Origin of the sequence: Nocardia sp. NBC_01009 (assembly GCF_045208035.1) — a bacterium.
Classification (GTDB): domain Bacteria; phylum Actinomycetota; class Actinomycetes; order Mycobacteriales; family Mycobacteriaceae; genus Nocardia.
Genome location: NZ_CP108695.1, coordinates 1,675,926 through 1,698,460 on the forward strand (window position 1 = coordinate 1,675,926; position 22,535 = coordinate 1,698,460).

General features: G+C 67.5%; 20 protein-coding genes and 1 riboswitch. Of the genes, 12 read left to right on the forward strand and 8 right to left on the reverse strand.

The window, feature by feature from the left end; genetic code table 11:
- Positions 1–313: 313 nt before the first annotated feature.
- Complete coding sequence (locus OHA42_RS07290; RefSeq protein WP_406235612.1) at positions 314–958, reverse strand: LysE family translocator; 645 nt, start codon at positions 956–958, stop codon at positions 314–316.
- 139 nt (positions 959–1,097) lie between these two features.
- Positions 1,098–1,211, forward strand: a riboswitch (SAM riboswitch).
- A gap of 46 nt (positions 1,212–1,257) precedes the next feature.
- On the opposite strand from OHA42_RS07290, the gene OHA42_RS07295 reads away from it, so the two are divergent.
- Both OHA42_RS07295 and OHA42_RS07300 read left to right on the forward strand, forming a co-directional pair.
- Entirely contained in the window at positions 1,258–2,580 is a 1,323-nt protein-coding gene (locus OHA42_RS07295; RefSeq protein ID WP_406235614.1) for an aminotransferase class V-fold PLP-dependent enzyme, read from the forward strand.
- 110 nt (positions 2,581–2,690) lie between these two features.
- Entirely contained in the window at positions 2,691–3,290 is a 600-nt protein-coding gene (locus OHA42_RS07300) for a Uma2 family endonuclease (RefSeq protein ID WP_406235616.1), read from the forward strand.
- Between the two features lie 6 nt (positions 3,291–3,296).
- On the opposite strand, the gene OHA42_RS07305 is transcribed toward OHA42_RS07300, so the two are convergent.
- The 3 genes from OHA42_RS07305 to OHA42_RS07315 form a co-directional block, all read right to left on the reverse strand.
- The gene (locus OHA42_RS07305) at positions 3,297–3,848 is read right to left on the reverse strand and encodes a flavin reductase family protein (RefSeq protein ID WP_406235617.1); all 552 of its coding nucleotides are present in this window, start codon (positions 3,846–3,848) and stop codon (positions 3,297–3,299) included.
- A 111-nt stretch (positions 3,849–3,959) separates the two neighbouring features.
- Positions 3,960–4,433, reverse strand: a complete 474-nt coding sequence (locus OHA42_RS07310) for a YbaK/EbsC family protein (RefSeq protein WP_406235618.1) — start codon at positions 4,431–4,433, stop codon at positions 3,960–3,962.
- A gap of 49 nt (positions 4,434–4,482) precedes the next feature.
- Positions 4,483–4,797 (reverse strand): 2-oxo-4-hydroxy-4-carboxy-5-ureidoimidazoline decarboxylase, encoded by a 315-nt coding sequence (locus OHA42_RS07315; RefSeq protein WP_406239166.1) that lies wholly within the window; start codon positions 4,795–4,797, stop codon positions 4,483–4,485.
- A gap of 197 nt (positions 4,798–4,994) precedes the next feature.
- Here OHA42_RS07315 and OHA42_RS07320 point away from each other — a divergent pair, with 197 nt between their 5' ends.
- The 5 genes from OHA42_RS07320 (at position 4,995) to OHA42_RS07340 (ending at position 10,265) form a co-directional block, all read left to right on the forward strand.
- Positions 4,995–5,816, forward strand: coding sequence for a crotonase/enoyl-CoA hydratase family protein (locus OHA42_RS07320; protein WP_406235620.1), 822 nt, complete (start codon positions 4,995–4,997; stop codon positions 5,814–5,816).
- Positions 5,817–5,905: 89 nt separating this feature from the next.
- Entirely contained in the window at positions 5,906–6,412 is a 507-nt protein-coding gene (locus tag OHA42_RS07325; protein WP_406235622.1) for a MarR family winged helix-turn-helix transcriptional regulator, read from the forward strand.
- Positions 6,409–8,250: an MDR family MFS transporter gene (locus OHA42_RS07330; protein WP_406235624.1), complete on the forward strand. Its 1,842-nt coding sequence runs from the start codon at positions 6,409–6,411 to the stop codon at positions 8,248–8,250. Before OHA42_RS07325 ends, OHA42_RS07330 begins: the two co-directional genes overlap by 4 nt.
- 147 nt (positions 8,251–8,397) lie before the next feature.
- Positions 8,398–9,633: a sensor histidine kinase gene (locus tag OHA42_RS07335; protein ID WP_406235626.1), complete on the forward strand. Its 1,236-nt coding sequence runs from the start codon at positions 8,398–8,400 to the stop codon at positions 9,631–9,633.
- Positions 9,621–10,265 (forward strand): response regulator transcription factor, encoded by a 645-nt coding sequence (locus tag OHA42_RS07340; protein ID WP_328408456.1) that lies wholly within the window; start codon positions 9,621–9,623, stop codon positions 10,263–10,265. The genes OHA42_RS07335 and OHA42_RS07340 overlap by 13 nt, the downstream gene beginning before the upstream one ends.
- Positions 10,266–10,400: 135 nt before the next feature.
- On the opposite strand, the gene OHA42_RS07345 is transcribed toward OHA42_RS07340, so the two are convergent.
- Both OHA42_RS07345 and OHA42_RS07350 read right to left on the reverse strand, forming a co-directional pair.
- The gene (locus OHA42_RS07345; RefSeq protein WP_406235627.1) at positions 10,401–11,909 is read right to left on the reverse strand and encodes an alpha/beta fold hydrolase; all 1,509 of its coding nucleotides are present in this window, start codon (positions 11,907–11,909) and stop codon (positions 10,401–10,403) included.
- Between the two features lie 56 nt (positions 11,910–11,965).
- Positions 11,966–13,150, reverse strand: a complete 1,185-nt coding sequence (locus OHA42_RS07350; protein WP_406235629.1) for a serine hydrolase domain-containing protein — start codon at positions 13,148–13,150, stop codon at positions 11,966–11,968.
- A gap of 509 nt (positions 13,151–13,659) precedes the next feature.
- Here OHA42_RS07350 and OHA42_RS07355 point away from each other — a divergent pair.
- Positions 13,660–16,698: an AfsR/SARP family transcriptional regulator gene (locus OHA42_RS07355; RefSeq protein WP_406235631.1), complete on the forward strand. Its 3,039-nt coding sequence runs from the start codon at positions 13,660–13,662 to the stop codon at positions 16,696–16,698.
- 87 nt (positions 16,699–16,785) lie between these two features.
- On the opposite strand, the gene OHA42_RS07360 is transcribed toward OHA42_RS07355, so the two are convergent.
- Positions 16,786–17,277: an inorganic diphosphatase gene (locus tag OHA42_RS07360; RefSeq protein WP_328408466.1), complete on the reverse strand. Its 492-nt coding sequence runs from the start codon at positions 17,275–17,277 to the stop codon at positions 16,786–16,788.
- A 209-nt stretch (positions 17,278–17,486) separates the two neighbouring features.
- On the opposite strand from OHA42_RS07360, the gene dacB reads away from it, so the two are divergent.
- The 4 genes from dacB (at position 17,487) to hpt (ending at position 21,756) form a co-directional block, all read left to right on the forward strand.
- Complete coding sequence (gene dacB, locus OHA42_RS07365) at positions 17,487–18,893, forward strand: D-alanyl-D-alanine carboxypeptidase/D-alanyl-D-alanine-endopeptidase (protein ID WP_406239168.1); 1,407 nt, start codon at positions 17,487–17,489, stop codon at positions 18,891–18,893.
- Between the two features lie 13 nt (positions 18,894–18,906).
- Positions 18,907–20,022: a zinc-dependent metalloprotease gene (locus OHA42_RS07370; RefSeq protein ID WP_406239170.1), complete on the forward strand. Its 1,116-nt coding sequence runs from the start codon at positions 18,907–18,909 to the stop codon at positions 20,020–20,022.
- Positions 20,023–20,053: 31 nt separating this feature from the next.
- Entirely contained in the window at positions 20,054–21,121 is a 1,068-nt protein-coding gene (gene tilS / locus OHA42_RS07375; protein ID WP_406235633.1) for a tRNA lysidine(34) synthetase TilS, read from the forward strand.
- 77 nt (positions 21,122–21,198) lie between these two features.
- Positions 21,199–21,756, forward strand: coding sequence for a hypoxanthine phosphoribosyltransferase (hpt, locus tag OHA42_RS07380; protein ID WP_406235635.1), 558 nt, complete (start codon positions 21,199–21,201; stop codon positions 21,754–21,756).
- Between the two features lie 12 nt (positions 21,757–21,768).
- Here hpt and OHA42_RS07385 read toward each other — a convergent pair whose 3' ends face one another.
- Complete coding sequence (locus OHA42_RS07385) at positions 21,769–22,527, reverse strand: cyclase family protein (RefSeq protein WP_406235637.1); 759 nt, start codon at positions 22,525–22,527, stop codon at positions 21,769–21,771.
- Between the last annotated feature and the right edge of the window lie 8 nt (positions 22,528–22,535).

Here is a 22,535-nt window from a genome sequence, read left to right on the forward strand (position 1 = left end):
TCACGAGTGTTGTTTCACAAGAGGGTTACCAATCGGCAAACGCCATGGTGACCAACAGACCACGGTACCTGCGGTACCGGGCTTTCGTCGTTCAACGAACCGGGTGGTCGGTCTACTCAGTCGTCGTATCCGAGGGCTTTCAGTGCTAGGTGATGCAGGGTCTTGCGTTCCTCGTCGTCGAGGCGGCGCAGCACCTCGGCGGTGGCCTGTTCGATCAGCTCGTCGGTGCGGCGCCGCTCGGCTTTTCCGGCTTGGGTGATGGATAGGCGGTATTTGCGGCGATCGCCCGGATCGCGCGTGCGAACCCCGCGACCTAGGCGGCGGAGGCTGCGGTGCCGATGCCGAGGGTCGCGAGGACGGCCGCGCTCGCCTGCTCCAGGCGAGCGCGGACCTTCGGCTTGCGCAGCATCGCCACGGCGCGCGAGGCGGCGATCGCGAGCAGCACCATCTCCACCGCGGCGATGCTCGATTCGACCGCGCCGAGGGCGAGGGTGTTGGCGAAGGTGACGTCGGTGAGGAACTGGGGTAGCACCGCCAGGTAGAACAGGCCGACCTTCGGGTTGAACATGCACGACACCAGCCCGGCGGCGAATGCCGAGCGAATCGAAGCGGGGGTACCGGAACTCGCCTGCGCGGTAACTACTTCGGCCGGGTCGAGGGCACCGCGCCGCTGTCGCCGGTGATCGATCAGCGCCCGAACTCCCAAGTACACCAAGTAGATTCCGCCGACGATCTTGAGCGCGCGATAGGCCGTCGCCGACTGCTCCAGCACCGCGGCGACGCCCGCCGCGACCACAACGGCCCACACGATGCCGCCGAGCGCCGATCCGATTGCCGCCGCGATTCCGGGTCGCGCGTCCACGATCGAGAAGCGCAGCACCAGGAACGAATCGGGGCCTGGCGTGATCGACAGCAGTACGCACAGGCCGACGAAACTGAGCAGCAGGGAAAGCGTCACCCACCGATGGGACCGCACATCACGACATTGCGCAACCGGTTTCGACGTGCCGAAACCATGCTCGCCGGGCCCTGGCCGCGGGCGCCGTTTTTCCGATTCCGGTTGACAGCCACCGGTGCGGTCTGCCAGTCTCGGTGCAGGTCATGAGTACCAGCATCAAGCCCTGGCTAGCTGGTCGGCAACCCTCCTCCGCGGTGGGGTGCTCCAGGTGACGACCTGGCCGCCGCCCAGCCGGGCGCGGCAAGCGCGGACTCGTAAACCCCCTTGGTTCCGGGTCCCATAGCCGACGGGATTTCGTGATGACTGTTGTTGTGGACCAGACCTGTGCCGCCCTCGCCCGGGTCTCCGGCGACGACCTCCAGGTGCCGCTCGTCCAGGGCGGAACGACCACGTACGCGAACTTCGACTACGCCGCGAGCGCACCGGCATTGGCGCAGGTCACCGACCGGGTGCAGCAGCTGTTGCCGTTCTACGCGAGCGTGCACCGCGGTGCGGGCTACGCCTCGCGGATCTCCACCGAGTGCTACGAGGCGGCTCGTGGTTCGGTGGCCAGGTTCCTCGATGCCGACGACGACCAGGTGGTGGTGTTCACCCGCAACACCACCGACTCGCTGAACCTGCTCGCCGCGTGTGTACCCGGCGACACCGTGGTGCTGGATATCGAGCACCACGCCAACTTCCTGGCGTGGACGCGCAAGGGTCGCCGCGTAGTCCGGGCCGCCGACACCGTGGCCGAGACCATCCGGCTGCTGGTCGCCGAACTGTGCAGCAAGCCCGCCGCGCTGCTCGCGGTCACCGGTGCCTCCAACGTCACCGGCGAGGTGCTGCCGTTGGAGCGGCTGGCCGCCATCGCTCACCAATGCGGCGCGCGCATTCTGGTCGATGCCGCGCAGCTGGCTCCGCATCGCCGAATCAGCCTGCGCGACAGCGGCATCGACTACCTCGCCTGCTCCGGGCACAAGCTGTACGCGCCGTACGGCGCGGGTGTGCTCGTCGGGCGCCGCGATTGGCTGGATGCCGCCGATCCGTATCTGGCGGGCGGTGGCGCGGTTCGCGAGGTCACCACCACCGGCGCCGACTGGGCACCCGCGCCGCAGCGCCACGAAGCAGGCTCCCCGAACGTCCTCGGCGCGGCCGCGCTCGCCGCCGCCTGCGACGCGCTCTGTGCGATCGATCCCGAAACCCTCGCCACCCACGAACGCCTGCTCGCCGACCGACTCCGCGCGGGCCTTTCCGCCATCCCCGGCGTCAACCTGCTGCGTATCTGGGACGACAGCCCCGACACCGTCGGCATCGTCGCCTTCACCCTGGACGGCTTCGTCCCCGGCCACGTCGCCGCCTATCTCTCCGCCGAACACGGCATCGGCATCCGCGACGGCCGTTTCTGCGCCCACCCGCTGCTGGCCCGCCTCGGTCTCGACGGCGCACTGCGCGCCAGCATCGGCCTCGGCACCAGCTCCACCGACGTCGACCGCCTCGTAGACGCCATCGCCACCCTCGTCGAATCCGGCGCCAGCTGGAACTACGCCGCCACCGACGGTCTCTGGAACCCCACCCCCGAAACCCGCCCCTTCACCAGCCCCGACACCACCGACGGCGCCGCACCCTGCCGCATCGGCTGACCGGTCTTCGGGTGGTTGTCCGCGACCGCCCTCGGCATCGAAGATGCTCACAGCGGCACTTCGCTCTATAACATCGACACCATGGCCGAGCGCATCGATGAGCAGCGTCTATGACTACCTTGCCCGCATGGGCCAGCGATCCGGGCGCTCTGCTCATCACTGAAGAGGGCTACGACGTATTGCCGGAAGATGTGCAGCGGCAGATCGAGGTCGTCGACGGTCACGTGATCTTTTGCCGCAGTGGCAGCTTCCAGCACAACAACGTTGCCAGACGGTTGGCGAACAGTGTGGAGCAAGCGAGGCCTGCCGAACCCTGCACCGGCGTGGTGACCGACTTCGAAATGCACTATGTCCGAAGCCGTCCGGGGAGCCCGGGGTTTTCGTTCCGTCGTCCCGACGTAGCGTTGCATCGGTGCATCGATGAGGACCGGAAGCTGACAACTGCGGACGTGCTGTTGGTGGCCGAGGTTGTGTCGCCGGGCTCTGAATACACCGACACCGTCGATAAGCGCGCCGAGTATGCGCACGAGGGGATACCGATCTATCTGGTCGTGCACTTGGACGCCGAACGGCGGGTCAAGATCATCCAGGAGTATCGCCTCGACTGGGCCAGCCAGAGCTATCGGCTCGCGGAGACACACCAGGACGTGCTGCGGCTGAGCGAGCCCTTCTCCATTGAGATCTTCTTCAGTGCGCTGGACGTCGGGTAATCGGGCTCATTCGCCGAGGGCGCTCGGGCGGTGGTAGCGGCCGTTGTAATAGAGCAGCGGCGCGGCGGCGGGTTTTTCATCGGTGTTGTCGTGGACGCGGGTGACCAGGCCGACGGCGAGGGTGTGGTCACCGATGGGGATGAGCTGTTGGATGATGGCGCGGACCCAGATGGGGGTGCCGTGCAGGACCGGCTCACCGGTGTCGAGGGTGGTCCACAGTGAGCGGTCGGTGAAACGTTCCTCCGCGGCGCGCGCGAAGCGCTGGGCCAGGTGGTGCTGGTGTTCACCGAGGAAGTGGATGACCACCGAGTCGGCTTTCAACAGGGCAGCGATGCTCGAGGAGGTGTGTGCGATGTTGAAGGAGACCAGCGGGGGTTGCAGCGACAGTGACGCGAAGGATGTCGCGGTGAAGCCGACCGGGCCGTTCTCGGAGCAGAGTGTGACGACCGTCACGCCCGCGGGATAATGGCGCATGGAGGCGCGGTATTGCTCTGCGGTGATACCGCTCAGATCGTCGGGAATCCGGAGATTCGAGGCGGGCCGTTGTGCTTCGGTCACAGGACGAAGCTACGCCCGGTTCGAGGGTGATGGGAGCCGACGTCGTTGCTCGATTGATGTTCGCACCGGCTGCTGCGCTGCTCGCATGGAGTAATCGCAACCGGTCGAGATTCAATCCACGTCGATCGGAAGTCCGGCGGTGATGCGCACCAGTTCGCGAAAAGACGTGCGGAATATGGTGTCCGGATGACCGCCCGCGGCCCACAGCTCGCGATGCTCGGAGAGTGCGGTATCGACCCAGGTCGGCAGGTTGGTGGGGTGGCCGACCGGAGCGACGCCGCCGATCGGCTGGCCGGTGACCTCCTGCACCATCGCGGCGGAGGCGTGGGTCAGGGTTCCCTCGAGCCGCTCACCGGTGTTGCGCAGATCGACCTGATGCGCGCCGGAAACCAGCAGTAGCACCGGGTCTTCGTCGAGCAGGAACACGAGTGATTTCGTGATTGCCCCCACATCGACGCCGAGTGCCCGCGCGGCATCGGCGGCGGTGGGTGTCGGTGCGGGCTGCGTGACGATGACACCGTGATGGCCGCGCGCGATCAACGTGTCCGCGACCCGACATGCGACCGGTGGTAGGGACCTGCGCATGAAACAAGGGTAGAGCGATTGCGGGCGGTACGCCGGGTGAGTGAATCGGTCAGTAATCCGGGTAGCCGTCGGAGGGCCCGAGCATGGTGTCGATGTGCGCCCGGGTGATACGTGCGAGCTCGGTGACGACGCGCTGCGAGAACTGTTCGTGCACAACCGCATCGAAGGCGCGATCCAGATCGGGCTGGGAGAGCGCGAGTAGTTCGACATCCACCTTGGCCAGCAGCGCATCCCGGTCCGGGAACGGACGAGCGTCGGCGATCATGGCGGCCCAGGTGACATTGCAGCAGCATTCGAACAGGGCATGAACGGCGCGGCCGCGACTGATCGTATTGAAGCGGTCGAGACCGATTCCTTGATGCATCAGCACGATGACCTCCGAGCCCGGTGAGCAAGTTTGCTGATTCGTTCCATCATGGAGCCGGCATCGGGCGAGGACCAGCGCGCCGCACCGTTCTTTGCACAGCATTTACATGCGGCGTTCCCTGTGCGGTGTCGGCTGGTGCCGGCATTTCCGGGATCCCGAGTCTTGGTCTGCGTTCGGCTCGATACGCTGTACAAATGACTGATTGGCAGGCTTTCACCGTCGAAACCAAGGACCACGTCGCCCAGGTGACGCTGACCGGTCCGGGCAAGGGCAATGCGATGGGCCCGGATTTCTGGCGTGAGCTGCCGGAGATCTTCCATGGCCTGGACGCTGACCCCGAGGTGCGCGCGATCGTGCTCACCGGTTCCGGTAAGCACTTCTCCTACGGTCTCGACCTGGGCGCGATGGCGGGCACGTTCGGTTCGCTGTTGGCCGATAAGGCGTTCGCCGCGCCGCGCACCGATTTCCTGTACGAGGTGCGCCGGATGCAAGCCGCGGTGACCGCGGTGGCGGACTGCCGCAAGCCGGTCATCGCCGCAGTGTCGGGTTGGTGCATCGGCGGCGGGCTCGACCTGATCGCTGCGGTCGATATCCGCTACGCGAGCGCGGAGGCGAAGTTCAGCCTGCGTGAGGCGAAGGTGGCGATCGTCGCCGATATCGGGTCGTTGCACCGGCTGCCCGGCATTATCGGTGAGGGGCAGCTGCGCGAGCTCGCCTTCACCGGCAAGGACATCGACGCGGCGCGTGCCGAGAAGATCGGCCTCGTCAACGACGTGTTCGCCGATCAGGACGCGGTGCTCGACGCGGCACACGCCACGGCACGCGAGATTGCGGCGAACCCGCCGCTGGTGGTGCAGGGCGCGAAGGATGTGCTCGAGCAGCGGACCAAGGATCAGGTGGCCGCTGGGTTGCGCTATGTGTCCGCGTGGAATTCCGCATTCCTGCCCTCGGAGGACCTCACCGAGGCCGTTCAGGCCGTGTTCGAGAAGCGGGCACCGGAGTTCAAGGGCCGGTAAAGGCCGGTAAAACGCTTGCCCTGGCCGCAGGCTCGTCTGCATACTTGCATCACACAACTAATTGATTCACGCAAGTAAAGGTAGGCCGAGTGGACGCTGAAGATGAGTCGGTCGAGACGATCGCGATCCAGCTCACGCGGCTACAGCGGCAACGCGACCGGGTCGCGGCGCAGTTGCGCACCAGGGACGGCGTGGACCCCGCGGCATTCGCGATCCTGTTCCGGCTGCTCTGCGACGGACCGATGCGCTCGGGCGCACTCGCCGAGGCGGTGCATTCGGACGCCTCGACGGTCAGTCGACAGGTCGCGCAGCTGGTGGAGCGGCAGCTGGTCGAGCGGCAGGCCGATCGATCCGACGGCCGTGCCACCGTGCTGGTCGTCACCGAGCACGGCCGCGCCGTCGCGGAGCAGATTCGCAGGCGCAGGCACGAAAACCTGACCAGGGTGATGGCGGCTTGGACGCCGCAGGACCGGGCCCTCTTCGCCGGGCTGCTCCGGCAGTTCGTCGACGATTTCGAGCAGGCCAAACCCGCCATGCTCGCGGCCATCCGCAGCAACCAGGACTTGTACAACAGTGAGACGGAGAACGATTCGTGACCGCACCGGCAACCGTGGAGGAGTCCACCGGTTTCACCCACCGGCAGATATTGACCATCCTCAGCGGCCTGATGCTCGGCATGCTGCTCGCGGCGCTGGACCAGACCATTGTGTCCACCGCGATCCGCACCATCGCCGATGATCTCAACGGCTACTCGATGCAGGCCTGGGCGACCACGGCCTACCTGATCACCGCGACGCTGGCGACGCCGCTGTACGGCAAGCTGTCCGACATGTTCGGCCGCAAGCCGTTCTTCATGGCCGCGATCACCATCTTCGTGGTCGGTTCGCTGCTGTGCACAATGGCGCAGTCGATGTACCAGCTCGCGGCGTTCCGCGCCTTCCAGGGACTCGGCGCGGGTGGCTTGATGTCGCTGGCGCTGACCATCCTCGGTGACATCGTCGGTCCGCGTGAACGCGCCAAATACCAGGGGTATTTCCTCGCGGTGTTCGGCACCTCCAGCGTGGTCGGCCCGGTGCTCGGTGGGGTGCTCGCAGGTCAGGACACCATTCTCGGGGTCAGCGGCTGGCGCTGGGTCTTCCTCGTCAACGTGCCGGTCGGGCTGATCGCGCTCGGCGTCGTATCCAAGGTGCTCAAGCTGCCCAAGCGCCCGAACTCCACAGACCGGGTCGACTGGTGGGGCGCGTTCGTGCTCGCCGTCGGGTTGGTGCCGCTGCTCATCGTCGCCGAACAGGGCCGCGAATGGGGTTGGGGCAGTGGGCGTTCGGTGCTCTGCTACGTGATCGGCGGGCTCGGCATCATCGGATTCGTGCTGGTCGAGAAGGTGTTGAAGGACAAGGCGCTGATCCCGCTGCGGATGTTCTCCAACCGCACCTTCGCGCTGGGCGTTGTCATTTCCTTCGTTGTCGGCGCCGCGATGTTCGGCGGTATTTCGCTGCTGCCGCAGTACCTGCAGGTGGTGCGTGGTGCGAGCCCGACGCTGGCGGGTCTGCAGATGTTGCCGATGGTGCTCGGGCTGATGACGGGTTCGGTCGTGTCCGGACAGCTGATTTCGCGTACCGGCCGCTACCGGGCCTTCCCGCTGATCGGTGCCTCGATGCTGACGCTCGGTCTGTTCCTGCTGCACTTCCTCGACGCCGACAGCCCGCTGTGGCTGGTCATGATCTTCATGGCCTGCACCGGTTTCGGCCTCGGCAACCTGATGCAGCCGCTGACCCTGGCGGTGCAGAATGCGTTGCCGCCCAAGGACATGGGCGTGTCCACCGCTGCCGCCACCTTCTTCCGGCAGATCGGCGGCACGCTGGGTGTCGCGGTGTTCCTCTCGATTCTGTTCGCGCAGTTGACCCCGAACATCTCCACCGAGATGGAGTCCGCGGCAACCGATCCGACCTTCCAGCACGCGGTCGTCCAGGGCGCGCAGAGCAGCAACCCCGCCGATGCCGCCCTCGCGAAGGGCCTGCTCGCACAGGACACGTCGGCGGCGAGTGATGTGCTGAAGGACAGTTCGATCATCCAGCAGCTGAACCCCGATCTGGCGCGGCCGTTCAAGGTCGGGTTCGCCGAATCGATGTCGACGGTGTTCCTGACGGCGACCGCGGTCGCGCTGCTCGCGCTGATCCTGGTGCTGTTCTGGAAGGAGGTGCCGCTGCGGATGATGAGCGGAATCCAGGCGGCCAAGGGCGACGCAGCGGAATCGGCGAACGGTGCGGGACCGGATGCCGTGGAACGCACGGGACTGCCACTCGCGGGTGGCGAGGTGTTGAATCCGTCGGAAGATGCCGTCGAGGCCGTGGAGGCAATGGCGACGTCGACCAACGGTGCCGCCAGTTCGAACGGTGTCGGAACGAAATCGGTAGGTAGCGCCGATTCGGCGTGAACAACCCACCTTGTCGCCGCCCGGTTCCGCCAGTCTCGGCGGTGCCGGGCGGCGGCAGTTTCCGGTGGGGCGGTACGACCGTGCGGGCATCGGCGCGAGCAGCGTGGGCTACGGTCGCGTCGTGACGATGTCGTGGGTGCGCTGACCATGCACTACCTCCGGGACCGGTTGCGGCGGCTGCCGTCGGCGATCGGTTACCTGGTCATCGGTGGCGTCACCTCGGTCCTGTCCCTCTTTGCCGTGATCGGACTGTTGCTGGTGGTCGCGCTGAGCCTGGTCGGTGTCGGGATTCCGGCGATACCCGAGGCGCTGCGGGTGCTGCGACCCCTGATCGGAGTTGAACGCCGCAGGGCGGCTCGGCGGCTCGGCGAGCCCATCGAAGCGGTTTATCGGCCGATGGAAGGCGACCTGCGCAGGCAGCTTGCCACCGCATTCACCGATCCGGCCAATCGCCGCGATATCGGCTGGCTGCTGCTGCACGCGGTGACCGGAATCTATGTCGGGGTGCTGGCCGTCGCGCTGCCGCTGAGCGCGCTCAATCAGCTGGTAATTCCGGCGTATTGGCGGTTGGTTCCCGCCGGCTCGATCGCCAACTTCGGTATGGCGGTCGACTCGTGGCCGACGGCATTGCTGAGCATGCTGATCGCGGTGCCGGTCGGAGCTGTGGCCTTACAACTGCCCGTGATCGCGGGATGGCAGGCCACGGCGGCCAAGATACTGCTCTCCCCACCGGAGGATGCTCTGCTGGCCGACCGGGTGGCGGCGCTGACCGCGACCCGGGCGGCCGCGCTGGATGCGCACGGCGCGGAGTTGCGTCGGATCGAACGCGATCTGCACGACGGTGCGCAGGCCAGGATCGCTGCAGTGATCATGCAGCTCGGCCTGGCCGACCAACTGCGCGAACAGGATCCGGCGGCGGCACAGGGATTGGTGCGCAAAGCGCAGGACACCGCGACGGCGGCGTTGGCAGAGCTGCGCGATGTGGTGCGCAGCGTGTACCCGCCGGTGCTCTCGGACCGCGGTCTGGCGAGTGCGATCTCGGCGCTCGCCGCCCGCAGCCCCATCCCGGTCGTGCTCGACCTGAGCCATGTGGGCAGGCGGCCCGCCGCTGTCGAGGCAGCCGCCTATTTCGTCATTGCCGAGGCGCTCACCAACGCCACCAAACACTCTGGCGCCGGATCTATTTCGATCGTGCTCGGTGGTGCGCCGGAGGTGCTGGCGATCGAGGTCTCCGATGACGGCGTCGGCGGCGCCGGGGAGGCCTACGGCGGCGGGCTCGCAGGCATCCGGCGGCGGGCCGAAGCGCTCGACGGCCGGATGGAGCTGACCAGTCCGGACGGTGGCCCTACTGTGTTGCGGGTGGAGCTGCCGTGCGGGTCATGATTGCCGAGGACGATGCCCTGCTGCGCGAGGGTCTCGTGCTCCTGCTGAGCACCGCGGGCATCGAGGTGGTCGCGGCGGTCGACAATGCCGACGACTTCCTTGCCGCGGTTGCCGCCGATCGACCGGACGCCGTCGTCGTCGATGTCCGGCTGCCCCCGACCTTCACTGACGACGGGCTGCGTGCGGCGGTGCGTGCCCGCACTATGCACCCGGGCCTTCCGGTGCTCGTGCTGTCGTCGTATGTGGAGGACAGCTACGCCGCGGAACTGCTCGGCGACGGTGCGGGCGGCGTCGGCTACCTGCTCAAGGAGCGAGTCGGCAAGGTCGACCGCTTCCTGGATTCGCTGCGCCGGGTCGCCGACGGTGGCACCGCGATGGACCCCGAGGTGATTTCGCAACTACTGGTGCGCCGCACAGCCGATGACCCGCTCGGCGCGCTCACCGCCCGGGAGCGGGAGGTGCTCGCGCTGATGGCGGAGGGGCACAACAACACGACGATCGCCGAGCGGCTGGTGGTCAGCGAAGGCGCTGTGCACAAGCACATTCGCAGTATTTTCGCGAAGCTCGGGCTGTCGGCCGATGAGGTGGGCCACCGGCGGGTGCTCGCCGTGCTCGCGTATCTGAACGCGTGATTGTGACAGGCCGGCGCGCCGAATCGCCTGAACCTCGGTGCGGCTCAGGCGATTCTCTCCTCCGCCGTTCCGGCAAACGGCGCAGTCATGGCGCACCCGGGTCCCGAGATTTGCCGGGACGATGGTGCGGCGGTGTCAGTCGGCTCGACAGGTGACGTCGGCGGCGGGCAGGCTGCCGTCGCGGAGGTAGGTGTTCACCACGTCGTAGGTGCAGGTGTTCGGGTAGTTCCCGAAGATCCAGTGGATCGGGACGTCCTGCAACGTGACCATGCGGGACGCCGACAGGTCGCCGCGCATGGCGACCGCCCCCTGGTGGGAGGTGCGGGTGTCGCCGGTGGACTGGACGATCAGGGCGGGGACCGCATTGCGCACCCGGGTCGGTGGTTCGGCGGGCGGTGCCCAGAAGGCGCACGGGGTGATGTTGTTGGCGAACGCGCCGAAGACCGGTTGGGTCGCGCGGGCGGCTTCGATATTGCGCCAGTACAGGGTTGGGTCACGAGGCGTTGTGACGTCACCGCACATGATGGCCATCTGGGCCGAACTGTCGCGCGGCTTCGCGTCGAGCATGAACGAGAACATGGCGTCGAGTTCTGGTGCGATCTCGACCGGTTTGTCTTCGGCAGCGTCGGCGACCTGACGGATTTGCCCGGCCAGCTTCTCATAGTTGCGCGGGTCGTCCAGTCCGATGAACAGCATCATCGGCAGTGTGTGGTCGTCGATGGCGAACTTGCCCAGCCGGATCGGGTCCGCGGCCGCGCGCCGGATCAGGTCGAGGATCTTGCCGCGGACCTGTTCGCGGGTGTCGCCGAAGTGGTACTTGCCGTCGTCGGCCGCCATGAAATCCGCCCACAGGTCCAGCGCGGCCTCGTTGGTGGGGCCCATGTCCTGCATCATGCCGACCGCGCCGTACCGGTCCGGATCCACGCTGCTGTCCAACACGATCCGGTCGCTGCGCTCCGGAAACATCTGGGTGAAAACCGCGCCGAGGTAGGTGCCGTAGGAGGTGCCGAAGTAGCTGGCTTTCTCGGCGCCGAGCGCGCCGCGGATCACATCCATGTCCCGCGCGGTGTTGCGGGTGGTGAAGTATCGCAGGCGCTCGCCTTCGGTGGCGGCACAGCGGGCGGCCAGATCGCCTTGCGTGGCAACAGATTCCGCGAAGCCGACCGCATCGATCCCGGCGGACTGCAAGCCGAAGCCGCGCGGCCAATGGCAGTCGAGCGGCGACGAGCGCCCGACACCGCGCGGATCCATGCCGATCAGGTCGTAGCGGGCCCGCACGTCGGGGGTCATGCTCGCACTGACCTCGACCATGAAATCGAGTCCGGGGCCACCGGGGCCGCCGGAATTGGACAGCATTACTCCATGCCGCTGCGCCGGATCGGTAGCGGCTATCCGCGAAATCGCCACCGTGATCGTTTCGCCCTGTGGTTCGGAGTAATTCAGCGGCACCGAGATATCGGCGCATTGCGCGCCCGCCGGGTCGAGGCGTGGGTCGTCGCACGATTTCCATTGCAGCTGTTGGCTGTAGAAGCGATCCAGGGTCGGACCGTGGGCATCGGCGGGGGCGGCGCAGGCGAGACCGGTGCCCGCGAGGAGGGCGGCGAAGGTGGTCCGGACGGCCATCGTCGCCTTATGGCGTTTCACTGTCGATTCTCCGATGCTCGATCGAATACGAAGGTGGGGAAGTGGGTTTCGTGGGGTCAGCCGCCGCAGATGGCGACCTTGAAGACGTTCTCGACCGCGTCGAACTCCGCTTGGTTGGTCGGCAGTTGATTCGTGGACACCACGACCGCGGTGCCGTCGGCGGCGACGCCGGTGCGGACCTCGAAGCCGGGGATGCTGCCGCCGTGTCCCCAGACCTCTTTGCCGCAGGGCACAGGGCGATGGATCAGTCCGAGTCCATAGCCGGCTCCCGGCTCGCGATCGAACGGCACGGTCCGCTGCATTTCGGCCAATTGCGCCGCGGGCAAAAGCTTTCCGCCGAGTAGCGCGCTGAAGAACCGATTCACCTCCGCGCCGGTCGAGATCATCGCACCCGCTGCGCCGGCCCAGGAGGTTTCGGTGTTCGTGAAATCGACGCGCTTCCCCTCGATCGAGTGGTAGCCGGCCGGATGCGGATCGCGGATTCCGGTGTCGCCGGGCGCCGGAAAGTAGGTCGCCCGCAGGCCGAGCGGTTCGATGATCCGGCGGGTGATCTCGGCGGCGGGCGATCGACCTGTCACCTTCTCGATCAGCATGCCGAGGACGATGTAGTTGGTGTTGGTGTACTCGGCGCGCGCGCCGGGTTCGTAATTCGGCGGCATGGCCATCGCCCTGCGGACCAGCTCCGCGGGCTCGAAGCGCTGCCATCGGATGGCTTCGGAGGTGGGGTCGAGCTGGGTGCCCTCGCTCGCCATGCCGCCGTCGACCGTGCCGTGACCGAGGTAGTCCGGGATGCCGCTGGTGTGCTGCATCAACTGCCGCACCGTGATTCGGTGGCCGTCGTTCCCATTGCCCTGGACCACGCCGGGCAGGTACTGCTCGATAGGGGCGTCGAGCTGCACCTTGTCTTCGGCCACCAACTGCAGGAGCACCGTTGTCACGAAGGTCTTGGTATTGCTGCCGATCCGGACCTGTGCGTCCGCGGCGAATGGAGTGCCGGTCTGCAGATCGCCGACCCCGGCGGTCAGGACTCGATGCCCGCCGGGGCCGTCGATGACCGCCTGAATGCCGGGGTAGCCGCTCGCGACGACCTGGTCCAATGCCCGGACGAGCGCCGGAGACGGCGCCGCCGTCGTGGTAGCGGGCGTCGAGGTATCAGCACTGCATGCGGTCGCGGCGAAGATCGCCCCGACTGCGATTCCGGACAGCGCGACCCTGGTGGAATTTCGCCGAATGATGTTCATGAGCAGTGATTTCCTCCAGCTCGAGCCCGGGAGTCGTCAGTGCTCCCTTTCGGATTCGAGCCTAGGAATTCCGGCGTCCACCGCCCATGCCACGCGTACCCGAATTCGGGGTACCGGCTGCGGGGGTGGCGCGGTAGTGCCAGCACTACCACCGACGGTTTCGGCTTTCGCCGGGGTGTCGACTGCAGCGAGTGCCTCGGCCGCACCGGAGTACCGCGCGACCGCGACCGGTTACTACTACGGCACTTACGCGGCCTACGGCGGCTGCCGTGCCGACGGTGAATCCCCGTTACCGGCGGCTGGTACTGGGAATGCGTGGAAACCTGGAGCGGCTGGGATCTGTACATCTATTACTGATCGAATCCGCGGACCAGAGAGGGACATTCGGCCATGCCGGGTGTCCCTTTCGCCGTCATGAAAATCTCATCAATGCTCTGATTGAGTGTCATTTCGATGGTGCAGGGTCATCGATGCTCATCGGTGTCGCGGAGTGGTCGGAGATGGGGAATATGTTGAGGTTCGCTGTGCTCGGTGAGGTTCGTGCTTGGCGCGGCGAGACGGAAATCAACCTCGGATCCAAGCAGCGTCGGGCGCTGCTGGTCGCGCTGTTGCTGCGCCACGGGCGCGCGGCGACCGTCCACGAGCTGGTGGCGGGCGTGTGGGGCGAGCATCCGACACCGAGCGCGGTCGGTGCGGTGCGCAACCACATCCTGCACCTGCGCCGGGTCCTGGAACCCGATCGCCGGGCCGGCGCGCCACCCACCGTGCTCGTCGGTGTCGGCGGCGGATACCTGCTGCGGCTCGAGCCGGGCGCGGTCGATGTCGAGCTCGTCGAGGACTACCTCGTGCAGCTCAGCGGGGCCGACACTCTCGACAGAGTGGAATCGGCAAGGCAGCGACTGGATTCCGGGCTGCGCTTGTGGTCGGGCACGCCGCTGGCCGGCCTGCCCGGTCCCTACGCCGATCGGCAGCGCACCCACCTGATCGAACGCCGCGCCGCCCTGCTCGAACAACGCATCGAACTCGACCTGCGGCTCGGCCGCTACACCGAAGCCATCGCCGAACTGGCGCCGCTCAGCGTCGAACATCCAATGCGCGAACAGACCCGCGCACTGCTGATGACCGCGCTGTATCACGCGGGCCGCCGAGCGGAAGCGCTCGCCGTGTACGCCGACACTCGGCGCATGCTCATCGAGCGGCTCGGCATCGAACCGGGCAAACGGCTCGCCGATCTGCACCAGCGCATGCTGTGCGCCGAGCTGTCTGCACCGGGACTTGTCGAGGAGGCGCCGGCGTCACTGCCGGGTGCCCGTCGCGCACTGCTGCGGGTCGCCCAGCTGCCCGCCGACATCGCCGATTTCACCGGCCGGTCCGACACGATCCGGCGTATCACCGACCGGCTCACCCGCACCGACCGCAGTGCCGTCCCCGTCTGCGCGATCGGCGGCATGGGCGGGATCGGCAAGAGCGCGCTCGCTGTGCACATCGCCCACAGCATTCGGGACCGGTTCCCGGACGGGCAATTACATGTGGATCTGCACGGCTTCGCGCACCCGCCGGGGCAGCACGGGACCGAGCGTTCCGGGACGCCTGCCATCGACACCCTCGGTGATTTCCTGCGCGCCCTTGGAGTACCCGAGGGCGAGATCGCCCCCACCCTTGCGGAGCGCTCGGCCCAATACCGCAGCTGTCTGGACGGCAGGCGCGTGCTCGTCGTGCTGGACAACGCGCGCGACGCCGAGCAGGTCGCCCCGCTGATTCCCGGCACGCCCGGTTCGGCGGTGCTGATCACCAGCCGATCGGCGATGGCCGAGCTACCCGGTGCACTCGACGTCCGCCTCGGTCTGCTCGATCGGGACGAAGCGCGCGACCTGCTGGTCACCCTCGTCGGCGTCGATCGGGTCGCCGCCGAGCCCGCCGCGGTCGACGATGTGATCACCGCGTGCGGCGGGCTGCCACTCGCGGTGCGGATCATCGGGGCGCGGCTGGCCGCACGGCCGAGCTGGACCGTCGGCTGCCTGGCCGAACGGCTCATCGACGAGCAGCAGCGTCTCGGGCTGTTGCGCACCGGCGATCTGGCCGTGGAAGCGGCGTTCCAATTGAGCTACGACCAGCTGCATGCCGAACAGGCCACAGCATTTCGGATCCTGGCCGTGCCCGGCGTCGCCGAGATTTCGCTCGACGGTGCGGCCGCGATCCTGGGTGCAGACCGAGTGCTGATCGAGCAGGTGTGTGAATCCCTTGTCGATCTCAACCTGATGGAGTCCACCGCACCCGGCCGGTACAGCTATCACGATCTGTCGCGGTTGTTCGCGCGTGACCTACCGCCCTGCCCCGCCGCCGATCCCGCGTCCGGACCGCTGTCCCGGCTGCTGGATCACTATCTCGCCACCGTGAAAAACGTGGTGGCGGTGTGCAATCCGGGCACCCGACTGCCGGAGCATCTGCGCAGCACCGGCTCGAAGGGGATGTCCTTCGCCGACAGCACGGCCGCGCAGGCGTGGCTGAGCGCGGAACGCCCGAATCTGGTCTCGCTGTATGAACAGGCCGCGCAGGTGGGCGGGGCCGGGCTGCCGGTGGCTGCCGACATCGCATGGGCCACTGCGGAATTGATCGATGGCGGGCCCAACTGCCAGGAGTTGGCGCGGGCCCTGGAACTGCTGCTCGACGCGGCGCTGCTCGAGGGTGACCGCGCGGTCGAATGCCGGGTCAGAGTCGCGCTCGGCGCGATCTTCACCTACGCGCTCGGTGCGATACGCGCGGGTCGCGATCATCAGCGGATCGCGCTGTCCCTGGGCGGTGACTCGGGCACCGATGCCAGACTGACGGCCTTCGCGGCGCAACTGCTCGCCTCGTCCACTCGAATGGGCGTCGAGGACGCCGCGTCGCTCGCGCATGTCGACCGCGCGATCCGATTGGCGCGTCGCGTCGGCGATCCGGCGATCGAATGCACCTGCCTGGTGCACGCGGGCAAGACATTGTCCGATGCCGGTCGATTCGCCGAGGCCGAGGAGCATGCCCGCAGCGCCATGGCGCTGGCCGCCGCGATAGGCAATACGGCACTGGAGGCGCTTGCCACGCATGAGCTGGGGGTGAGCCGCAGCTATCAGGGCGATCATCGCGGCGCAGTGGCGCTGTGCGGTGATGCGGTTCGGCTGGCCAGGGTCAGTGGCGTGCTGCTGCGGGAGGGTTGGGCGTTGGCCCGTCTTGCCCACGTGTACCTGATGGCCGGGAGGTTGACCGAGGCCGAGCCGGTCGTCGAAGGCGCGGTGCAGGTGTTGACGCGGGCGACCGGTCCGCTGCACCGCGCACGAGTGCTGGTGCTGCACGGTGTGATCCTGCAAGGGCTCGGACGGGCGGCGGACTCCGCTCGAGTGTTCCGGGCGGCCGCCGAGATCTTCGCACCGATGGAGGATGCGCATCTCACCCACGAGCGGCTCGACCACGAGTTGGAAGCGCCGATCGTGCTGCTGCTGCGCGAACATGTGGATCAGGTCATCGCCGAGCGTCGGCGATCCCGTCACTTGCGCGTCATCGAGAGCCGCTGACCTGGTGCACGGAGGGTTGGAAGCATCGAAACGACAAGAGCGGGAAGTCCGCTCGCGTTGGACTTCCCGCTCTTGTACGCCGGGGAATCAGTGGCCGCCGTTGTCCTGCAGCCGCTTGAAGGAGGCCTCCACCTCGGCCTCGGCCTCGGCGCGGCCGACCCACTCCGAGCCCTTGACGAACTTGCCCGGCTCGAGATCCTTGTAGCGCTCGAAGAAGTGCTTGATCGCCGCCAGCTCGAACTCCGGCACATCGGCGAGATCCTGGATGTGGTCCCAGCGCGGGTCACCGGCGGGAACGCAGAGCACCTTGTCGTCGCCGCCCGCTTCGTCGGTCATCTTGTACATCGCGACCGGGCGCACCTCGATCAGCACGCCGGGAAACACCGAATCGGGGAGCAGGACCAGCGCGTCCAGCGGGTCACCGTCCTCACCGAGAGTGTTCTCGATGTAGCCGTAGTCGGCCGGGTAAACCATGGATGTGTAGAGGAACCGGTCGAGCCGGACCCGGCCGGTCTCGTGATCGACCTCGTACTTGTTACGGGAACCCTTGGGGATCTCGATGGTGACGTCGAACTCCACGCCATCTCCTTCTTTCGATGCATGTATGAGCCGAGCAGGCACGAACTGCCGACTTGTCAGGTTGTTCGGGGGAACGGTTGCGCAACGAGGATAGTGTGGTCGGCGAGCACATGGGTGCGGCAGGCGGCCGCGTTGAGGAGAGACGGCGGGACGTGGTTGGTCGGAGCAGCAAAAACATCGGTGGTCTGGCCGCCCGGCGGCGCCGCAACATGTGGGTCGGATTCTCGATGACCCTGGTCGTGCTGCTGGTGGCGAGCGGAGCAGTGCTGCTTGCTCTGAAGCCGTGGACGGATGAATTCCGGCACGGCGGGCTGACGATCACGGCCCCGCCCGCACCGGTCCGGCCATTCCCGCAGGTTGCGCCCGCGCCGTCGAATGCGCCCGCGCCGACCCCCGCCGGCATCGCCGCCGCGCTCGCCGCCGTCGTCGGTAATCCGGATCTCGGCGCGTTCGCCGGATCGGTCAGCGACGCCAACAGTGCGACCGTGCTGTGGAGCGGTGACGCGAACAAGCCGATGATCCCGTCCTCCACCGCGAAGATCCTGACCACGGCCACCGCGCTGCTCACGCTGCCGCAGGACCATCGGGTGACCACTCGCGTGGTGGCGGGCTCGACGCCGAACGAGCTGGTGCTGGTCGGTGGCGGTGATCCGACGCTGACCGCGCAGCCCGACGGCAATGGTTACTACCCGAACGGGCCGCGCCTTTCGGACCTGGTGGCCCAGATCCACGCGGCGGGCCGCGCGGTGGACACCATCGTGGTGGACATCTCCGCGTTCGCCGGGCCGACCATGGCGCCGGGCTGGGAACCGGTCGATATTCCCGAGGGGTCGATCGCACCGATCGAACCGGTGATGATCGACGGCGGCAGGCTCGATCCCCTCGTCGAGTACTCCCCGCGCACCGCGACCCCGGCGCTGGACGCCGGACGGCGACTCGCCACCGAACTCGGCCTCGACCCGGGCCGGGTCCGTATCGGCACGGCAGGGCCCGGTGCGCAGCAGATCGCGAGTGTGCAGTCCGCACCGCTGCGGGACCGCCTGCGCGACATGATGGTCCACTCCGACAACGTGCTCGCCGAGGCGATCGGCCGCGAGATCGCGGCCGCGACCGGAGCCGAGCCGTCGTTCACCGGGGCGGTCGCCGCGGTGACCGACGCGCTGAGCCGGGCCGGATTCGATCTCACCGGAATGTCCATGCAGGACAACAGTGGACTCTCGACGGAGGATCGGGTACCACCGCGGCTGCTCGACAAGATCCTGGCGACCGCGGCCAAGCCGAGCGGATCCAGCGCCGTGCGGCCGAGCAACACCATGGCCAGGCCCGAAACCGATCGGCTCGCGGTCACTTTGGCACCGCTACTGGATGACCTGCCGGTGGCAGGTGCGACCGGCTCGTTGGCAGGCCGCTACGTCAGTCGGGACCGGGCGGGCGCGGGTTGGGTACGCGCCAAGACCGGAACTCTGTCGGTGGCCAGCACGTTGGTGGGTTATGTACTCGACCACGATGGACGGGTGCTGACGTTCGCGTTGATGTCCAACGATCGGCCGCCGGAGGCCAGCAGGCCCGCGTTGGACGCGATAGCAGGCACGCTGCGCAATTGTGGATGCTCATGACGGGTGGATGACGATGTTCGAAGGCGCTGACAAAACAGCCGATGCGCGCTCAGGGCCAGATAGCGGCGCCTCCGAGCGGCGTCGTTCCGGATTGTCCGGCGCTGTCGACTGGCAACTGGCCGCGCGCACCGGTGCGGCTCTTGTCCCCGCTGGGCCGCGGACTTCGCGCTATTCCGCCGAACGGGTCGTCGCCGAACTGGCCGACGCGTCGATACGGGCCGAAGGGCCGGTCCGCGAGGTGAGCGGCTTGCTCGACGACCAGCCGGTCCCCGCGGCGAGGATCGTCGACCGGCCCGGCTGGATCGCGGCAGCCGCCGATTCCATGGGCCAGCTCACCGGCACCGGACTCGATTCCAACACCCAGCGTGGTCTGCTCGTGGGCAAGCCCGCGGGTGTGCAGGCCGGGGCAATGCTGGCCTTCCTGTCCACCGCGATCCTCGGCCAGTACGACCCGTTCACCGGTCCCGACGGCACGCTGCTGCTCGTCGCTCCCAACATCATGGCGGTGGAACGCGCACTCGGTGTTTCGCCGTCCGACTTCCGCTTCTGGGTCTGCCTGCACGAGGTGACCCATCGGGTGCAGTTCTCCTCCGCGCCGTGGCTCGCGGAATACATGCGTGCCAATGTCGACACCCTCGGCGCGGTCGGCGACGAGCCGCTGGCGGAGATGCTGTCCCGGCTGCTCGCCGAGGTGCGGGACCGCCGCAGTGGGGCGACCACCGACGATCCGAGCGCGCGTGGCGTCGTCGGCCTGCTGCGCGCCACCCAGGCGCCGCCGCAGCGCGCGGCGCTGGATCGGCTGCTGATGCTGGGCACCCTGCTCGAGGGCCACGCCGACCATGTGATGGACGCGGTCGGACCGGCCGTCGTCCCGTCGGTCGAACACATCCGCGCCGCTTTCGACAAGCGCCGCAAGCGTCCGACCAATCCGCTGCAGCGCCTGCTGCGAGCCCTGCTCGGCGTCGATGCGAAGGTGGCCCAGTACGTGCGCGGCAAGGCCTTCGTCGACCATGTCGTCGACCGGGTCGGCATGGCGGAGTTCAACACGGTGTGGACGGATGCGGACACCCTGCCGCGGCTGGACGAAATCGACGACCCGCAGCGGTGGATCACCCGGGTACTGGGTTAGGCCATTTCACTACCCTCGGTAGGCTCCTGATATGAGCGGTGCGGGACGAACAACGTCACGGAACCCGCAGGTGGGGGCCGGGAAAACGGTGCCTCGTCTCCCCGAGACCGAGGCGGTGCTCGAAGTACGCAGGGCAGTGCGTGGCTGGCTGGCGGAGTACGCGCCGGAGGTTTCGTCGGGAGTTGCGGTCGCATTGTCGGGCGGGGCCGACTCGCTCGCGCTCGCTGCGGCAGCGGTGGTGGAGGCGGGGCACGTCGACGCACTGGTTGTCGACCATCGGTTGCAGCCGGGCTCGGGGGAGGTCGCGGCCGCCGCCGCGGCGGCAGCGCTGAAACTCGGTTGCCGGTCGGCTCGAGTGCTCGCGGTGCAGGTCGGCAGCGCGGGTGGGCTGGAGGCGGCGGCGCGGCAGGCTCGCTACGCAGCACTGGACGCGGCTCGGGCCGGGTTGCCGGTCTTGCTCGGACACACCCTCGATGACCAGGCCGAGACGGTCTTGCTCGGCCTGGCGCGCGGGTCGGGCGGACGTTCGATCCAGGGGATGGCGGCTTTCGCCGATCCATGGGGCAGGCCGCTGCTCGGAGTTCGACGGGCGGCCACCAGGCAGCTGTGCGCGGATCTCGGGTTGACGCCCCACGAGGATCCACACAACTCGGCGCCGGAGTTCACCAGGGTGCGGCTGCGTACCGAGGTGTTGCCGCTGCTGGAGGATGTACTCGGCGGCGGGGTGGCGGCCGCGCTCGCACGCACCGCCGAACAGTTGCGTGCCGACGGTGCGGTACTGGATGCGCTGGCGGGCGAACTGCTGCGGGCCGCGAGCGTCGACTCGAACAGCGAGCACTCTGAGGGCTCCGACAGTAATGGGGTGAGCCTGTCGATCGAGACCCTCGCCACTGCCCCTGCCGCGCTGCGCCGCCGGGCGGTCCGGGCCTGGCTGCTCGCGGGCGGTGCGAAAGCCCTGACCGGCAAGCATTTACACGCCGTCGACGAATTGATCACCGCTTGGCGCGGTCAGGGCGGCGTCGCTGTCGGCGGCGGCGGGCCGGGCAGCAGGTTGGTCGCGGCGCGCGAACATGGCAGGCTGACTATGCGTCTGCGCTGATGGCACATAAAGCACAGGCCGATGACCCATAATGGATCGGTCGCTCGGGATCAACACCACGGAAGGACACAACTGACGTGTACGGGGATGACATCGCGTCGGTGCTGATCACCGAGGAACAGATCGCCGCCAAGACGCAGGAACTGGCCGAGCTGATCGCCAAGCGCTATCCCGCCGATGCCCCCGAAGGCGATCTGCTGCTGGTCGGCGTGCTCAAGGGCGCGATCTTCTTCATGACCGACCTGGCCAAGGCGCTGTCGATTCCGACCCAGATGGAATTCATGGCGGTGTCCTCCTACGGGTCGTCCACCTCGTCATCCGGCGTGGTGCGCATCATGAAGGATCTGGACAAAGACATCGCGGGCCGCAATGTGCTGATCGTCGAGGACATCATCGACTCCGGTCTCACGCTGTCCTGGCTCAAGCGCAATCTGTCCACCCGCAACCCGGCCTCGCTCGAGGTTGTCACCCTGCTGCGTAAGCCCGATGCGCTGCGCACCCACGTGGACGTCGCACACGTCGGGTTCGACATCCCGAACGAATTCGTCGTCGGTTACGGTCTCGACTACGCCGAGCGCTACCGCGACTTGCCCTACATCGGCACCCTCGACCCGAAGGTCTACGGGGGCGCGTAAGAACACCGCTGCTTATTCCGGCGCCCGCCGGAATGCGCCCGGTATCGACGTTTCCGCCGATCTATCGGTGATGAGCGCGAATATCGTTGCAGGCGAACCCGACCCGCCTCGATACAGCGCACCGCCGACGAGCACCCAGGCGCCGGTGACGGGCAGCGCGGCGAGATTGGCGAGGCATTCCAAGCTGATTCGGTGCTCCCGATACAGCAATTTCGACACCGCATAGGTGTCATCGCTGCCGAGATCCGGTCCGAAGGTGTCGATACCGAGCGCGCCGCGGTGGCCGAGACGCCCGGTGCGCAGCAGCCATTCCATGGTCTCGACCGCGAAACCCGGCTGCTGGTCCCCGGTTTCGGCGGTGCCGAGGAACTCCGGAGTGCCCCATTTCGCATCCCAGCCGGTCCAGGCGATCACCGCGGACCCGTCGGCGATGCGACCGTGCCTGCTTTCCCATTCCTTGATGTCGGCAACGGTGATTGCGTAGCCGCGGTCACGTTCGCACTGATCCCGCACATCGATCTTCACCGCAGGCAGCAGCAGGTCTTCGAGGTCGAGCTCGTCGGCGGCCAGGCCGTCGGCGTGGAAATGAATCGGTGCGCCCCAATGGGTTCCGGTGTGCTCGCCCTGCTGGATGTAGCGCAGGTAGTAGCCGTCGTTCGCCACTGTCGCCGCGATGTCCGTGCGAAATTCCGGGTCGCCGGGAAACAGCGGTGTCGTCGCCGGATCGTGCACATGCGACAGACTGACCAGACGTCCGAACGGAGCATTCATCACTGCTG

Bases quoted from the DNA above. Each gene is read 5' to 3' on its own strand.
- OHA42_RS07295 (WP_406235614.1), top strand. From the start codon at position 1,258: ATGACTGTTGTTGTGGACCAGACCTGTGCCGCCCTCGCCCGGGTCTCC.
- OHA42_RS07300 (WP_406235616.1), top strand. From the start codon at position 2,691: ATGACTACCTTGCCCGCATGGGCCAGCGATCCGGGCGCTCTGCTCATC.
- OHA42_RS07310 (WP_406235618.1), bottom strand. From the start codon at position 4,433: ATGCGCAGGTCCCTACCACCGGTCGCATGTCGGGTCGCGGACACGTTG.
- OHA42_RS07315 (WP_406239166.1), bottom strand. From the start codon at position 4,797: ATGCATCAAGGAATCGGTCTCGACCGCTTCAATACGATCAGTCGCGGC.
- OHA42_RS07320 (WP_406235620.1), top strand. From the start codon at position 4,995: ATGACTGATTGGCAGGCTTTCACCGTCGAAACCAAGGACCACGTCGCC.
- OHA42_RS07335 (WP_406235626.1), top strand. From the start codon at position 8,398: ATGCACTACCTCCGGGACCGGTTGCGGCGGCTGCCGTCGGCGATCGGT.
- OHA42_RS07350 (WP_406235629.1), bottom strand. From the start codon at position 13,150: ATGAACATCATTCGGCGAAATTCCACCAGGGTCGCGCTGTCCGGAATC.
- OHA42_RS07355 (WP_406235631.1), top strand. From the start codon at position 13,660: ATGTTGAGGTTCGCTGTGCTCGGTGAGGTTCGTGCTTGGCGCGGCGAG.
- dacB (WP_406239168.1), top strand. From the start codon at position 17,487: ATGTGGGTCGGATTCTCGATGACCCTGGTCGTGCTGCTGGTGGCGAGC.
- OHA42_RS07370 (WP_406239170.1), top strand. From the start codon at position 18,907: ATGTTCGAAGGCGCTGACAAAACAGCCGATGCGCGCTCAGGGCCAGAT.
- tilS (WP_406235633.1), top strand. From the start codon at position 20,054: ATGAGCGGTGCGGGACGAACAACGTCACGGAACCCGCAGGTGGGGGCC.
- OHA42_RS07385 (WP_406235637.1), bottom strand. From the start codon at position 22,527: ATGAATGCTCCGTTCGGACGTCTGGTCAGTCTGTCGCATGTGCACGAT.